Source organism: Paenibacillus sp. TSA_86.1 (genome assembly GCF_052691815.1).
Genome location: NZ_JBQZGE010000007.1, coordinates 50,289 through 65,630, shown reverse-complemented (window position 1 = coordinate 65,630; position 15,342 = coordinate 50,289). Strand labels below are relative to the sequence as shown.

Annotated in this window: 13 protein-coding genes; 1 reads left to right on the top strand and 12 read right to left on the bottom strand. The window is 42.1% G+C overall.

All coding sequences use genetic code 11. The features are described 5' to 3' along the window. Nucleotides 1-8 precede the first annotated feature (8 nt). The 9 genes from ACUTVW_RS15620 to ACUTVW_RS15580 form a co-directional block, all read right to left on the bottom strand. Nucleotides 9-194 (bottom strand): aspartyl-phosphate phosphatase Spo0E family protein, encoded by a 186-nt coding sequence (locus ACUTVW_RS15620; protein ID WP_308723016.1) that lies wholly within the window; start codon nucleotides 192-194, stop codon nucleotides 9-11. A 784-nt stretch (nucleotides 195-978) separates the two neighbouring features. Next, entirely contained in the window at nucleotides 979-1,248 is a 270-nt protein-coding gene (locus ACUTVW_RS15615; RefSeq protein ID WP_445646661.1) for a hypothetical protein, read from the bottom strand. 78 nt (nucleotides 1,249-1,326) lie between these two features. Beyond that, entirely contained in the window at nucleotides 1,327-2,013 is a 687-nt protein-coding gene (locus ACUTVW_RS15610; protein WP_445646660.1) for a hypothetical protein, read from the bottom strand. 170 nt (nucleotides 2,014-2,183) lie between these two features. Continuing rightward, entirely contained in the window at nucleotides 2,184-2,384 is a 201-nt protein-coding gene (locus ACUTVW_RS15605; RefSeq protein WP_445646659.1) for a Spo0E family sporulation regulatory protein-aspartic acid phosphatase, read from the bottom strand. A 204-nt stretch (nucleotides 2,385-2,588) separates the two neighbouring features. Next, nucleotides 2,589-3,920, bottom strand: a complete 1,332-nt coding sequence (locus tag ACUTVW_RS15600) for a helix-turn-helix domain-containing protein (RefSeq protein WP_445646658.1) — start codon at nucleotides 3,918-3,920, stop codon at nucleotides 2,589-2,591. Nucleotides 3,921-3,952: 32 nt separating this feature from the next. Beyond that, entirely contained in the window at nucleotides 3,953-5,308 is a 1,356-nt protein-coding gene (locus ACUTVW_RS15595) for a transcriptional regulator (protein WP_445646657.1), read from the bottom strand. A gap of 29 nt (nucleotides 5,309-5,337) precedes the next feature. Further along, nucleotides 5,338-6,708 carry a helix-turn-helix domain-containing protein gene (locus ACUTVW_RS15590; RefSeq protein ID WP_445646656.1) on the bottom strand — a complete coding sequence of 457 codons (1,371 nt, stop codon included), beginning with the start codon at nucleotides 6,706-6,708 and terminating at the stop codon, nucleotides 5,338-5,340. A 256-nt stretch (nucleotides 6,709-6,964) separates the two neighbouring features. Beyond that, nucleotides 6,965-8,350 carry a helix-turn-helix domain-containing protein gene (locus tag ACUTVW_RS15585; protein ID WP_445646655.1) on the bottom strand — a complete coding sequence of 462 codons (1,386 nt, stop codon included), beginning with the start codon at nucleotides 8,348-8,350 and terminating at the stop codon, nucleotides 6,965-6,967. Nucleotides 8,351-8,862: 512 nt separating this feature from the next. Beyond that, nucleotides 8,863-9,444, bottom strand: coding sequence for a TetR/AcrR family transcriptional regulator (locus ACUTVW_RS15580; protein WP_445646654.1), 582 nt, complete (start codon nucleotides 9,442-9,444; stop codon nucleotides 8,863-8,865). Between the two features lie 419 nt (nucleotides 9,445-9,863). On the opposite strand from ACUTVW_RS15580, the gene ACUTVW_RS15575 reads away from it, so the two are divergent. Then, nucleotides 9,864-11,081, top strand: coding sequence for an MFS transporter (locus tag ACUTVW_RS15575; protein ID WP_445646653.1), 1,218 nt, complete (start codon nucleotides 9,864-9,866; stop codon nucleotides 11,079-11,081). Nucleotides 11,082-11,365: 284 nt separating this feature from the next. Here the strand turns inward: ACUTVW_RS15575 and ACUTVW_RS15570 are convergent, their stop codons facing one another. The 3 genes from ACUTVW_RS15570 to ACUTVW_RS15560 form a co-directional block, all read right to left on the bottom strand. Then, nucleotides 11,366-12,472, bottom strand: a complete 1,107-nt coding sequence (locus ACUTVW_RS15570; RefSeq protein WP_445646652.1) for a Glu/Leu/Phe/Val family dehydrogenase — start codon at nucleotides 12,470-12,472, stop codon at nucleotides 11,366-11,368. A 241-nt stretch (nucleotides 12,473-12,713) separates the two neighbouring features. Beyond that, nucleotides 12,714-13,349 (bottom strand): sporulation-specific diadenylate cyclase CdaS, encoded by a 636-nt coding sequence (cdaS, locus tag ACUTVW_RS15565; RefSeq protein WP_445646651.1) that lies wholly within the window; start codon nucleotides 13,347-13,349, stop codon nucleotides 12,714-12,716. A 231-nt stretch (nucleotides 13,350-13,580) separates the two neighbouring features. After that, complete coding sequence (locus ACUTVW_RS15560; protein ID WP_445646650.1) at nucleotides 13,581-15,152, bottom strand: DUF6359 domain-containing protein; 1,572 nt, start codon at nucleotides 15,150-15,152, stop codon at nucleotides 13,581-13,583. Nucleotides 15,153-15,342: the final 190 nt, after the last annotated feature.

Sequence of the window (15,342 nt, the reverse complement as noted above, 5' to 3'; positions counted from 1 at the left end):
CGACTGCATTAAGCAATCGGTTGTCTCTTCATCATATGTTTATATTGGAAACGATAATATTCGTTGATTAGCTCATCCAACACCATGGACTGCTCGAGGACTTTGTTATCCTGCATGCCATGATTCTCCGCCAACCGACGTAACTTCTGCCTATCCCGTTCGATTCGATCCTTGATTTGCATCGGTTCACTCATAACATGCACCCCCTCGTTTTACATCATTTTAGGATACATTGCCAAAAAATTCATATTTTATTCCTTTGCAAAATCTAATGATTGTTTGCAAAGATTTAGTTTCATAACTTAAGTATTTTAAAATATGTCCATTAATCAAAAATACATACAACATATGGATACGCGGTCTTATGTTTTATCCACATATCGTGATCCATCCACATTTCACAGAAACGCCAAGTCAGGATTCACCCCATCACCCATTTTAATAAATGTGTCATATGATCCGCTAAAGGTGTTTTTACCTTGATGAATAAAACCCATTGGTGTCGAATGCAATCCCTGTCATATCAATCGTTTTTTTCTAATCGCTGCAAGGGTGATGGCTGTGGCGATTCGGTGTTAATTGCTTAAATAATCAAAACAAAAAGAAATAGACCGCCCCCGCTAAGGTAATGATCTATTTCAGCTACCTATGCACAGCCACAACCCTTAGAAGCGGCTGTTGTAAAAAGTAGGGATGTTAGCGCATCCTTGCTCTTTTTTATTATCTTCAATTTAGCACAGTTTGTTGCACAAGTTAACTCTTTACTGGTAATTATTGTCGTACAATTTTGAGTAAGGGCAAGTGGCAAAGCTGGTAGATGATCTCCTTCTCATCAGGAATACCTTGTATTTCTGACGGACGTTTAACCACATTTGCGATCAGATCAAGTCGTTTTGCCAGACCCATTTTTTTGTTGCTACAATTTAGAAAACAGGGCTGTCCCTAGCCAATTTTATGACTTATGGGACAGCCCCTGCCTTATTTATTTCGTAATGAATTTGCTAAATACAACATTAACATCCCTAAAAATATCAATAATATTCCTTCAATTTTATACGACCAAATCTCTGAGTTTATAAAACTACCAAAGATATCAGAGGTATCAGACTTTACATTTTGGTATTCTGCCAAAACCAACATAGCTTTGTCCATACCCCAATCAGTACTTTGAGCAATAAACTGAAATCCAATAACAAATAATATAATAGAACAGATAAGGGGAACTAAGGAATTCATTTTACTTTTCAAATTTAAATTCTCCTTTGGTAATATAGTATCGCTGTTGTATGCGTTATCATATTACCAAAATTGTTAAATTAAGTCTAGTTACCAACCAGTAGTATCTTGCCAGTAAAAGTATAACCCCGTTGGTTCTTTATACTCATAAGTACCGATATAAGAATCAGAAAAAAAGCCTTGTTTCCATATCTGAAACGAGTAGTAGTTGTATGTTGGTGCACAGTATATGGTATATTTTTTATTCGCAGGAATTTGGATTGGGCCGTATGTTTTGTTAAAGTTACGAGTTGCCTGGTAGGTCGTGCCTAGCTTCGCAGCAATCTCTGCACCTCCCAACCCTGCTTTCGAAGAAATTTCAGCAGAGAACGTAGTAGCCACACCATCAACAACAGACAAGGACAAAGGTGCTGGACCTTTTCCAACCGCACGCTCAATAACGTTTCCAGTAATTTGGGTCATATCAATGTTTTTCAGATAGATATCTCCTAACGCAGAAGGAAGCACCTGATCGCTTGATAGATTGGAACGCGTCTTATCAAAAGGAACATAATACCCCGCAATAATTGTTTCAGAATCAAGTCCTTGTGAAATAGCCTTTTCTTTAAAATTAGGATCAAAAATACCTATTGTACTTGTTTGAGAAATATCATTATTAATCACTATTTCAGGCGTATTTGTACTTAAAACTTGTCCTTCAGATGAAGCAGCTGCCACCGTTGAACATGCGGAAGAAATCATAAGTGCTGTTAATAAAATTTTCCCATAATTTTTCATAGATAAAACCTCCATTTTTTTCATAATTGATAATGGTAACAAAACAATTATATAATTGTTTTCAAAATATACTTATATATACTTTTTATGAATAATATAATAATCATTAATTTCTAACTGGTTATTAGAGGCTCATCCTCCTTACCATCCAAACACTACTTTTAGTTTGACTACGTTTTCTTTAATGCCACAAATCTTTTTTTCTTTATGTTCACTCCTAGAGTAAATCGATTATAATCATTAATTAGCTCATCTAACGCCATAGACTGCTCAAGCACTTTCACATTCGGGATTCCATATTGATCTACCAAGCGACTCAACTCTTGCCGACCTTGCTCGATTTGGTCTTTCAAGATACTTAGTTCTCTCATGGCATGTACCCCTCTAAGACATTCTAGAAAAACAATCAATATGAGTAAGCTATTAGTTTATCTCATGACTACAAGTGCTTTTTAGAACATAATATGTTTTGCATAATATTGTAAAAAGAATTCTTTAGAAAAGGCATTGCGCTCTACCTAATCCTTTCTCAAAACACAAAACAGCCTACCTCAAAAGCAGATAGGCTGTTTATTTTATTTAATATTTATCGTCTTAAATAATTGTGAATACGTCTCTTGCTGAGACAAACTAGCTTGCTGTCTGTAAGTTCCGTATAAATCAACACATTTTACTGTCATGTGATCGTCTTGGTTCAATGAGGAAAGAGATAAGTTATAAAGTATTATATCTACACCGTTTTGGTAATCTTGGCTATTACATTTGTACTTTGCAAGTTCATAATTAAACAACATATATCTATGCGTTATAACCCGTGAATTGCACCCTTCATCTAAATAAAATCGTTTGATTTTGTTTTCATATTTTTCTAAATCAAACTCAATTTTAAGGGATTGTTCATTAGCAACTTCAAGAATATTAATAAAAGCAGTTAACGTTTCCTCAGAGTAAGCTTGCAAGTAATTAAGATACTCTTGCATAAAATCTTGATTTCCAGACATCAAATTAATTGTTATACGATTTCCTTGAGCCCATCTCTTAAATTTGGCGATTATAACCCTTTCTTCTTCTGATGGATCAGGAATATCAACTATTCTCTCATAAATATCTGTATACTTTAGGGCCATTGCATATTCTTTACGTTCTTTAAAGACACTTGCTTTTAGCAGAATCGCATAAGCTTTGTAAGTGATTAATGGATACTCCGTAATACGCTTAGTTCTTCCTCGCGACTTAAATCTTAATAGGGCATCAGATTTTCTTTCTAACTCTTCTGCCAACGAATAAACTTTTTCCCATAAGTGCATTGTACTATATACATTAGCCAATTCCTTGATTGCATCTAATTGTACTTCTTCATTCAGCTTCTCTACATAAACTTCTAAACGAATGGCTGCATTAAGGTTATCAAATTTTTTCAAGTTTATATTAATCAAAAATATACGATACTGGCACATAGCCAATCGTTCAGAGTGTTGATATTTTTCGCATTCAGACACACATTGATACAGAATAAGTGCTGCTTGCTTCATTCCTTTGTTATACAAATCTTCAGCTACTTCAAACAACTCATCTATATATGAATGATCATCTGTCACATGAGTAATGACTTGTTGAATAATATCAAGCTTATCAAGCTCAGCACAACGATATATAAACGGTTCTAATCGTCTCCAATGGGGTGCAGACTCAATAAAACATTCCACACCATACATATCATAAAAGTACCCCTGTTCCAAACCCGTTGCAGAGGCAATCTGGTCTAGCTGGTTCATTGACATAAGTCTGGTTCCTTTGATGATAGCACTTAATGTGCCCACATTAATGTCAGCGATTTCTGAAAATTGCTGTAGTTTATATCCCTTATTCTTCAAGTGATTTTCAATATAGGAACGTATATTGGACATTTCTTCACCGTCCCTTCCCAGATATTTCATTATCAAAAAGTCGGCAAACTTAACTTTTCTACTACACTTTTGTACCTTTTTATCTGTGTTTCATTGGCTTCGCTCCGATACTCTCCGTACATATCCAAACATTTAATACACATCAGATCATCATTACTTGAAGAAGAGAGATTTAAACACATAAGTAAGGCATCAATTCCAAGTAAATAATTACATTGATTTATTTGATATTTTGCCATTTCATAATAAAAAACTCTATACCTATGGTCTATCATTTGATAGTTATAATTATCTTTATTATGAAAGTCCTTATCAAACAAATTAATCCGATGTTCAAACTTTTTCAAAGCATGATCAATATTAAATCCATACTGATTAGCTGCTTCCAATATATTTAGCAAACCAGTTAATATCTCTTCCGAATTATTCTCTAAATATCCCAAGTAAGGAAAGATTACATTCTCTTGACCTAGCAATATTCGTATTGCATATTGATTTCCCTCTCCCCATTTCTTGAATAGATCTATTATGTTTTGATCCTCTTCTGTAGGATTCTCAACCTCAACTATTTCCAAGTATTTTTCTGTATACTTTAGGACATTTTCATATTCCTTACGGGCATCATAAACGCTTGCTATTAATAAGTGTGCATAGGCTACATATGTAAAAAGAGGATAGCCTGTTAGTCTTCTTTTATTTTTTCGCCTACGAGATTGCATTTCTAATTGAAATTCAACTTTCCGTTCCAGTTCCCGTGCCCATGCATCAACCTTATCCCACAAATGTATCGTCATATACACGTTAGCCAAGTCTTTAATTGCATCCAATTGCACTTCTTCATTTAATTTATCAATATACGGTTCGAACTTTACTGCTGCATTAAGATTATCATATTTACTCAGTGTTTTATGAAGCAAGAAAATGCGGTATTGACAAAGGGCCAACCGCTCCGAGTGTTGATACTTCTCACTGCCGGCCACACATTTATATAAAATGAGTGCCGCTTCGTTCATGCTTTTATTAAAGAGACTCTCTGCCACATCAAATAACTCATCAATATAGGATTGATCATCTGTCACATGAGTAATGACTTGTTGTATAATATCTAGCTTACCAAGTTCAGCACAACGATATAAAAACGGTTCTAATCGCCTCCAATGGGGCGCAGATTCAATAAAACATTCAAATCCATACATTTCATAAAAGTAGCCCTGCTCTAAATCCATTGCTGATGTGATTTGGTCTAGTTGATTCATTGACATAAGTCTGGTTCCTTTGATGATCGCACTTAATGTACCAACATTAATTTCAACAATTTCTGAAAATTGCTGTAGTTTATATCCCTCATTCTTCAAGTAATCTTCAATATAGGAACGTATATTGGACATTGTCTTCATCGTCCTCCCCAGATGTTTTACTATTGAAAAGTTGGTACACTTAACTTATCTATTAGTTTTGTATACTGCTCTTCCTGGGTCTTACTGGCCTGATCTCTATATTTTCCGTATAAATCAATGCATTTGATACACATCATGTCATCATTGCTTGAGACAGAACGTTCGAAACTAGTAATTAGATGTTCTATTCCCAGTTCAATTTGGTTTCGACTTAATCTGTATTTTGCTAGTTCGTAAAATAAGCGTATATATCTAAGATTCAAAGTCTCCTCGTTGTATGTCCATTTTACATAATTTTCTACTTTTATGTTATTTATATGAGTTTTAAATTTATCTAGTTCCCTGTCAATATCGTATGAGCACTGGTTAGCAGCCTTTACAATATATACGAATGCCGTTAAGATTTCTTTTGGATTGGCATCCAGGTAGCCTAAATAGTCATCTAAAATATTGAAATCGCCCAACAATAATGTATATAAATATCGATTGCCCTCAGCCCAGCCCTTGAATCGCTCTATCAATTCTTGCTCTTCCTCCGTAGGGTTTTCAATTCCATCCATAATATCCTCATAAACATCCGTGTACTTCAAAGCCCGCCTGTATTGTTTACGTCTTTCGGATACAGTTGCCTTTAACAAATTTGCATAAGCTCTGTAACTAAATATTGGGTAGAATGAGACTCTTGGTTTGGTTTTCCTCTTGCCGGAGCGAAAGTGTAGTTGAGTCTCAACTCTTTGTTCCAACTTTTCAGCCAAATCTAATACTCTATCCCACACATGTATAGTTGCATAAAGATTTGCTACATCCTTGATAGCATCTAATTGTACTTCCTCATTTAATTTTTCAATATATGGTTCAAACTTTATTGCCGCTTTAAGATTATCAAATTTGCTCAGTGTTTTATGAAGCAAGAAAATACGGTACTGGCATAAGGCCAACCGTTCCGAATGCTGATATTTCTCACTGTCTGCCACACACTCATATAAAATAAGAGCAGCTTCTTTTAATCCTTTAGCAAAAAAGCCTTCAGCTACATCAAATAACTCTTCTATATAGGATCGATCGTCCGATACATGAGTAATAACTTGTTGTAAACAATCCAGCTTACTAAGTTCAGCACACTCGTATAGGTATGGTTCCAATCGTCTCCAGTGGGGCGATGATTCAATGAAGGATTCTACTCCGTAAGTTTCATAAAAATAACCCTTTTCTAATCCCATTGCAGAAGTGATCTGATTCAGTTGGTTCATAGACATCGGTCTGCTACCTTTAAGAATGGCACTTAATGTCCCAACATTAATCCCAGTAATATCGGAAAAGTGCTGCAACTTGAGATTTTGTTCTCTCATATATTTCTCAATATGTACGGTTATCGTAGGTACCGATCCCACGATTTCACCTCCATTATTCGAATAACTTATAATTCAATTAGATATAATAAATGTTATTTTAATCCTGTATTTTACATTGGTCAATCTATGAAAAGACAAAAAAGCTTACTCTCATTAATTGAAAGTAAGCTTTTTTAACAAATTAATATATCTCTGACTGTTTTATAAACCACCTGGACCATGACCGTAAGTTAACATTTGTATAAGTACATCACTATCAAAATTACTAATTTGACTTATATTAATAACCATACAGCTAAGCAAGATTATATATAAGATTTTCTTTTTTTTCATAAGATTTCTGAACCTCCATCATTATAAGTTTATATTGATGCTCAATTTCAGTGGTTCCCATAGGCTTATGCTTCTCGTATAGAGAGATACAATGAATGATATTTGTTTGATTATTTAATTTTATTGACTCTTCTAGACAGTGCATAAGCTGCTTCAGACCCTCTCGATATTCATGACGATTCAAGTGATAAAGAGAACGTTCTAACAAGAATGCAGCATACATTTCATATCTCATCTGCTCTGTATATCCTTTTAAACGGATGATTTCAGAGTTAATTCGATCGCTAAATTTATTCAGAAGATCATCAATATCATGGTTAAATTTATTAGCCGCTTCCAAAATATTAATCATAGCAGGTAGTAATTCTGCTTCATTATCCTCAATAAATTTCACGTAAGCAGACAAAACACTGTGGTCGCCCATCATTAACTTATATAAATAAGTATTGGCTTCCATCCAACCAGCGAATTTATCAATAAATATCTGATCTTCTTCATCCGGTTCAGCGACATTAGCAAGCTTTGCGTAGAGCTCTGTGTAAATCAACGCTTCTTCATAACGTCCCTGCTTTTCACATGCCGTGGACTTAAGCAAATTTGAATAAGCTCTATATACGAACAAAGGATAGGCGGTAAGTCTATCGCTTTTGTCTATTTTTTTCTTTGTATATGATTGCAAGATTTTCGTTTTCTGGTCTAATTCTTCAGCCAAATTAAATACCTTTTCCCAATATCGAAGAGCAGTGTACGTATTCGCCAAATCCTTAATCGCATCCAGTTGCCTTTCCTCATCCAAGCGATTAATATAAGGCTCGAAGTGCACGGCGGCCCGGAGGTTATCATGCTGATTCTGACCGAGCGAGAGAGTGAAGATGCGATACTGGCAGAGGGCCAAGCGCTCGGAATGCTGGTATTTCTCGCACTCGGCTACACATTCATATAACATACGTGCAGCTTGTTGCTGACCGCGCTCCAGCATACCTTCGGCCATCTCGAACAGTTCGGAGATATAGGAACGATCGTCCGTTACTTGTTGAATCACCCGCTGGATGCAGTCCAGCTTGTCCAATTCTGCACAGCGTTGCAGGAAAGGCTCAAGCCTTCGCCAGTGTGGAGCCGACTCTACGAAGCACTCCCCACCATACGTCTCGTAGAAATAGCCTTCCTCCAGATTCATGCCCTGGGTAATCAGATCAAGCTGCGCCATGGCGATGGGGCGTGTTCCCTTAATAATGGCGCTAAGCGTTCCAGCGTTCACTCCCGATATATCTGCAAAATATTGAAGGGTATATCCCTGTTTCCTGATGTAATCCTCAATCGTTGAGCGTATCGTAGTTGCAGGTTCCATGTATCCCACCTCCACAATTAAAATCCAGAAATTTGAATTTATATGATTAGACCAATTTTAATCCTAAATTTTACAGTGGTCAATAACAATCGTGGCAATAAATTTACATTTTTATGCAAGCACAAGAACTTCTACATCTCCAGCTTGCCTTCGCCCCGAATTGCTTATAGAAAAAATCCATTAGAAGGATGGACAGGAACATGATACAGTTATTCCAACTTCAATATCCTACTATTTCCATAGGATTATACAACACGGACAGACACGAACTGCCAAGTTCAGTGTGGAATGATCCCCCCGTTTTAAACGAGCACGAAAATTCCTTCATCCCCAAAACGACGGACACATGGCCCACTGCCATCTCCCCGACCTTTCAGGTATAGACTTCGTTTGGCTACGCAGTAACCGTATCCCCGGGTAATTCGGTCTTTCTCTGAATTGCCCTTTTCCTTTTCCTTTTCCTTTCCTCTTCTTCTCTTCCTTCACCTATCACATGCTGCTATCACTTATTGCTATGCCTTAAACCCAATGCCTTTAAATACGGTACTTAGCAGTAATTCCACAAACGTATCATCCATCGGCTCGCCCGTGACCAGCATCCGGTAAAATACAGGCCCATAGATCATGTCGATATACATCCCAATGTCCAGACCCTGCTTCAATTCGCCACGTTCCACGCCTTTCTCCAGAATGCCCCATGCTTCACGCCGGCGAGGCTGAATATATCTGCTGCGGTATTCTTCCGCAAGGACAGGATCAGACTGCCCTTCTCCAATAATCTGTGTAATGACTTTCCCTTCGGCACTTGTCAAAAATTGAACCAGGTTCCCTGCATGAGCACGCAAATCCTCATATACAGACCCCGTATCCGGCACAGGCAATCTGGCCGTTAACGCCGACATGTACCCGTCCAGCATGACAGCACCTTTACTCGGCCACCATTTGTAGATGGTGGCTTTGCTTACCTGTGCGCGTTCGGCAATCTTTTCAATTGTCACCGCGGCGAACCCATCTTCCAGCAGCAGTTCATACGCCGCGGCAAGAATGGCATTCTGGGTTTCCATGTTGCGCGGACGTCCTCTTTTTGCAGTCATTGCTGACCCCTCCATTGTCATCATGTATGTAAGCTCAACTAAAGCATTTATACAACCACTTCAATGACAAAATAACCTTCCATTCGCTGTTATCCCCAGGTTTTTTTCTGTCCTCTCCGTTATCTGTGTAAAAATAGTTGAGCTAGTATAGCTACAAATTAAATTAACAAAACGATACGTTCATTATACTAAAATACAGCGTCAATATACATTTTTAAGCTCCCAGCAATGTCATTGTGTTTCCGTCATCTTTATGTAAATCACTTTGTTCTGAAACTGCCTATTTACAATACTGAACGTATCGTATATTATTTAGATGCAATTAGTAAACGCAACGTTCATCAATTAAACCTACACATCATTCTCAGTGAAAATGGCAATTGAATGACCATCATACACTTTTATTGGAGGTTGATCTTATGGATACCAAACAGAAACCAAGCACCAACCAGACTCAGACGACCGTGCCTGCCTGGATTATTTTCCTGCTCGCTGCTTCCTGCGGTCTGATCGTAGCCAACCTGTATTATGCTCAGACCGTTCTTGGGCCGATCAGCAGCACTACAGGTCTCTCGTCTGCCGCAGCCGGATTAATCGTGACGCTGACACAAATCGGATATGTCATTGGTCTGCTGTTCATCGTACCGCTCAGCGACATTATCGAGAATCGCCGTTTAATGGTACTGTTTCTCATTGTACTTGTACTAGCGCTGATTACCGCCACCTTCTCCACCAGTGCTTTCCTCTTTCTGACGGCGTCACTGCTCATCGGTATTGGTTCTGTCGTTGCGCAGATTCTGGTGCCGTATGCGACTTATCTGACTTCCGAAGAGCAACGCGGACAGGTGGTCGGCAATGTGATGAGCGGTCTGCTGCTCGGCATTATGCTCGCACGTCCTGTCGCCAGCTTTATCACCAGCATGTTCGGCTGGCAAGCGGTCTTTGCATTCTCGGCCGTGGTAATCGCGTTGCTCATGCTGCTTCTGTCCCGGGCACTTCCAGCCCGTCAGCCTGATCCCAACCTTACTTATGGACAATTGATTATCTCTCTCGGTACACTGCTTCGCACCTTGCCGATGTTACGGCGTCGCGCGTTCTATCAGGCCAGCTTGTTCGGCGCATTCAGCCTGTTCTGGACGACGGTGCCTCTCCGGCTGGCAAATGATTTTGGCTTGTCGCAGCAAGGCATCGCCTGGTTTGCCCTCGCAGGGGTAGGCGGCGCCATTGCCGCTCCGATTGCCGGAAGATGGGCAGACCGCGGTTTTACCCGAGTGCTCACCGGAGCCGCTATGGTCATTGCCGCAGCCTCCTTTGGTCTGGCCTATCTGTTCCAGAGCCATTCTACAGCGGCCTTGATCCTGCTGGTCGTGGTCGCCATTACGCTGGATATGGCTGTTTCCGGTAATCTGGTGCTGGGTCAACGCATCATCTACTCCCTTGGGAACGAAGCAAGAGGACGTGTGAACGGCTTGTTTATGTCGATCTTTTTCATCGGTGGTGCCATCGGTTCTTCACTTGGTAGCTGGTCTTATGTCCATGGCGGCTGGAGCCTCACGACACTCATTGGTCTGATCATGCCACTGCTCGCGCTGCTATACTACTTCACGGAGAAAAAGATTACAGCTGTCAGCACATAACCTGTACCGGCACCTTTGTCTTTTCCTTGTCCGTACCAGTCTATACTTTATCTATACTTCTATCTTTACCTTTCCATGCCGCCGCTGCTCCTCCATCCCATCTACATCTCCACCACCATAGACAGAGCATCCCTCTAAAAAAAATCCACCTATACAAAGCAAGGGCAGGGGCCATCCCTAGGATAGCTTCTGCCCTTGCTTTAGCTTACACTTCGATTTTACATTTCGTCGTCCTACAGTTCGCCTTACATGAATCCAGCTTTCGGATGCTTGGCTAACAGCAATTATTTACGTAATCTGCGTGCACTTAAAGCATGATGACCGTTCTGCAAAAAGCTGCTGCGCGTGTTCTTCATCATCTCGATCCGCTGCTCGGCAAGACGGTCTGCCGCCACATAGGTAGCGATGTCTTCGGTGCGGGAGCTTTCGAAAATTTTCTCCAGCGTAGTGTAAATCTCGCCGATCTTCGCCCAAGCCCGCTCCGCATGATATCCGTTCAGCTCATCGGCAATGTTGATCACACCGCCTGCATTAATGACATAATCCGGTGCGTACACGATGCCTCGCTGATACAGCTCATCCCCATGCCGTGGCTCTAGCAGCTGATTGTTGGCACAACCCGCGATCACTTTGGCTTTGAGTGTCTTGAGTGTATCATCATTAATCGTGCCGCCGAGTGCACATGGCGCATAGATATCACATTCGACACGGGTAATGTCCGCCGGATCAACCGCCTTGGCGCCAAAACGTTCCACCGCTAGCTTCACGGAATCCTTGTGGATATCCGTTACGATAAGCTGTGCGCCTTCCTCGTACAGATACTTGCACAGATGCATCGCTACGTTGCCTACACCTTGAACGGCAATTATTTTCCCTTCCAGCAAATCAGTGCCGAATGCTTCCTTCGCAGCAGCCTTGATACCGCGATACACACCCCAAGCGGTTGCAGGCGAAGGGTTGCCGGATGAGCCATAGCTTGCTGAGATGCCTGTGACATAATCGGTCTCCTGATAGATCAGATTCATGTCTTCTTCTGTCGTTCCCACATCCTCGGCGGTGATGTAACGGCCGTTTAACCCTTGAATGTAACGACCGAAGGCGCGGAACATCGCTTCATTTTTGTCACGGCGCGGATCTCCGATAATTACCGTTTTGCCTCCGCCCAGATTAAGGCCGGATACTGCATTTTTATATGTCATGCCCCGAGCGAGACGCAGTGCATCTTCAATGGCAGCTTCCTCTGAAGCGTATGTCCACATCCGTGTACCGCCTAGCGCAGGCCCAAGTGTTGTATCGTGTATGGCGATAATGGCCTTCAAACCTGAACTTCGATCCTGGCACAGAACCAATTCCTCATAATCATGCTGCTTCATTGCTTCAAACCAACTCATGTGCTAACCGTCTCCTCTAAACCATTTTTGCGATAAACCGCAGACTTCCTATGAACGCTCCACCCTCTATTGTACCCATATCTACCCAGTTTGTGCAAAAGGGACATCCCTCACCATAGCAAAAAGAGACTCCGCCTGTCACCTTGTGACGGGCTAGCCCCTCCAACAACTAGATATCGATACATGGTCAGATCAATTCATGTGCCCGTGCGCTCATACCCACCTCGCTCTACCCACTATTCTAGGATAGCGTTTCGACCACATTAATCGGATGCAAAGCCCCGTCCACCGCAAAAGAAGCCTGTCCTGTCTCTTCCGAGACAACCAGTACTACCGCATCGGTCAGCTCGCTTAATCCGAGCGCGGCCCGGTGGCGTGTACCCAACTTTCGCTCATGCGCTTCGGCTTGGGATAAAGGCAGCACATTGCCAGCTGATACAATCTGGTTGCCACGAATGAGAACCGCTCCATCATGCAGGGGCGCACCCGGTATGAAGAGTGATTCGAGCAACGCATGGGTTACTTTGGCATCCACTGCTACACCGGAATGAATCATCGGCTCCAGCGGTACCTCCCGTTCAATCACAATCAGCGCTCCATATCTGCGGTCGGACAGATGCTGCACGCTGGACGTCAGTTCTGCAAACTTCTCGGTAAATGGAGACAGATAACAGTCGAGATAAAAAGAAGAGGCCAGCACTTCAATGTGTTTGATCTCGGCACGAATCTCCGCAAACTGCCCCAGCAAGCAGACACTGTCATGGTCAAAACGCGATAATGTCAGGTTCATTCGCTCGGCTACGCGATACAGGTCAGCCTTTAACTTTTGCCGCATCAGGGAACTGTCGCAGTCTGCTTGTCCTCTATGCTGATTCATCTTGTGCCGCCTCCCTCTTCTTGAATTCATACTCGTCTGCGTCCAAACTTGACTGCTTTTTGAATCATCCGCTCTCAGGCTACAACTCCATGATTAGTACCCATACCTTACCCACAAAAGGGAAGATTTATGCAGACTTAATCAACGAGAAACACAAAGAAGCCGGGAATACGGCCCGGCTTCTCTGCGACAATTCTCCAACATATCGACGATTGATCATCTAGCTTACTTTTATTGAGCCTTGCCGTACGAACCAGCTTTAAATGTCGTTGGATCATACCACTTATATCCTGTAGCCGGAGCAGCCCATGGCTCGACCTTTGGCTCGGTAGAGTTCGCTGGTGTCTCCATCGGCAACAAACTTGTTGCTGTATCGAGTGTCAGACCCGGCACTTGGGACAGGCTGGTATAACTCTCTTTGACCGCCAGCCATTTCACCGTATTCACGAGGAATGTAGCATCGTCCGCTTCTTTGAAACCATCGTAGGTCTTTTTGGTTGCGCCGTTTTCTTCACGCAAATATTTCGGCGTTGCATCTTCGACTGGAGAAGAATCCCCGATGAATGCGGCCTTCCCTGCGCCCACTTTGGCAATCGCGGCGTACGCACCTTCTGCTCGTCCACCGCCATTGTATACGCCTTGATCGACGGCGTTATTCCATTTGGACACGCCCGCTGGAACATAAACCAAGCCTTTGGCTTTGTTCGGGTCCATAATGGCAATCGTTGATCCGGCGTGCATCGCTACAGCTTGTACACCTGTCGTGATACCAAAAGCCTGTGACGGTGCTACGATATCTGTGGCGTTCACATCACCCAGCGCGTTATAGCGGAAACGAACACCGAAGTTGCTTCCGAGCCAGTCCGAGCTGATCACACCCTGCATCGCCGGGGATTCCGCTTCGGCGGAGGACATACCTTTGGCTGGATTCAGGAAAGCACCGCGGCGGTAGCCGTTGAATACTTCGGAGGAATCCCAGCGGTTTTTGTTTCGGTCTGCATTATAGTGATCGGAGATGAAGAAGATACTTCCGCCATTTTGCACGTATTGCAGGAGCGCAGCCTGCTCCGTAGCCTTGAATGGCACGTTGGCTTCGCCAATGACAAACACGTCATAGTCTTTCAATCTGTTATAGGTGTACGCTTGTTCACCAAATGTATACGGGATGCTGCGTTCCAGCTGATCCACGGTAAAGCCTGCGTTTCGCAAACCATTCGCAAAGTCTGAAAATGCTCCATCGATAATCCAGTCAGCCGCACCTGCGGTCTGAGCATGCGTGTTATCAAACAGCACTTTTTTGCCGTTACCGCCCGGAAGAGGTGTGCCCGGATTCGGGTTTGGCTCTGGGTCAGGATTCGTGGTACCTGTAGAGAGGGTGATTGATGTTGGATTTTTGACACCGGCATAGCTGTTATACGCGCCAAGTGTTCCCGTTACGATAATTTTTTTACCTACCAGACCAGGGTTCGAAGCCAGTCCGTATTGCGTACGAAATGAAGAAGATACCTGCACATCCAGCAGTTTGGCGTTCGAGCGCTCGGATGCCGAATCTGCGATCAGCACATTAAAATCATTGGCATACGGGGAGGTGAACTTGGCCGTCAGTGACCCGGTCGCATGTCCCACAACATAACCTTCAACGGTTGCCGTGCCTCCACTGCTCTGGGCAGCAATGGCTTGTGATACGGTAAGTGGTGCTGCTGCTTGAACCGGAGCCTGAACCCCCGGTGCGAGTAACGTTGCTGCCATCATGATAAAGACCAGGAATGCCCCGATCCAGTGCTGCCTTAACGCCTTTTTCATATACCCTTTCTCCTCCTTCATATCGTTTGCTGTCTGTTCACCTGTGTTTCCTTCAGGTGGCTTGTTTGTTTGCTTCAATCAAGCTTGTCCCTTTTTTAATTTAAAGCTTCACATGATGAATTCCTCTTTGTTTTTGTAAAATTTTTGAAAAATATTTCTGAATTCGAATTTGTATTCGAGCTATTCTCGG

Bases quoted from the DNA above. Each gene is read 5' to 3' on its own strand.
- ACUTVW_RS15610 (WP_445646660.1), bottom strand. From the start codon at position 2,013: ATGAAAAATTATGGGAAAATTTTATTAACAGCACTTATGATTTCTTCC.
- ACUTVW_RS15600 (WP_445646658.1), bottom strand. From the start codon at position 3,920: ATGTCCAATATACGTTCCTATATTGAAAATCACTTGAAGAATAAGGGA.
- ACUTVW_RS15605 (WP_445646659.1), bottom strand. From the start codon at position 2,384: ATGAGAGAACTAAGTATCTTGAAAGACCAAATCGAGCAAGGTCGGCAA.
- ACUTVW_RS15620 (WP_308723016.1), bottom strand. From the start codon at position 194: ATGAGTGAACCGATGCAAATCAAGGATCGAATCGAACGGGATAGGCAG.
- ACUTVW_RS15560 (WP_445646650.1), bottom strand. From the start codon at position 15,152: ATGAAAAAGGCGTTAAGGCAGCACTGGATCGGGGCATTCCTGGTCTTT.
- ACUTVW_RS15570 (WP_445646652.1), bottom strand. From the start codon at position 12,472: ATGAGTTGGTTTGAAGCAATGAAGCAGCATGATTATGAGGAATTGGTT.
- cdaS (WP_445646651.1), bottom strand. From the start codon at position 13,349: ATGAATCAGCATAGAGGACAAGCAGACTGCGACAGTTCCCTGATGCGG.
- ACUTVW_RS15585 (WP_445646655.1), bottom strand. From the start codon at position 8,350: ATGGAACCTGCAACTACGATACGCTCAACGATTGAGGATTACATCAGG.
- ACUTVW_RS15575 (WP_445646653.1), top strand. From the start codon at position 9,864: ATGGATACCAAACAGAAACCAAGCACCAACCAGACTCAGACGACCGTG.
- ACUTVW_RS15580 (WP_445646654.1), bottom strand. From the start codon at position 9,444: ATGACTGCAAAAAGAGGACGTCCGCGCAACATGGAAACCCAGAATGCC.
- ACUTVW_RS15595 (WP_445646657.1), bottom strand. From the start codon at position 5,308: ATGTCCAATATACGTTCCTATATTGAAGATTACTTGAAGAATGAGGGA.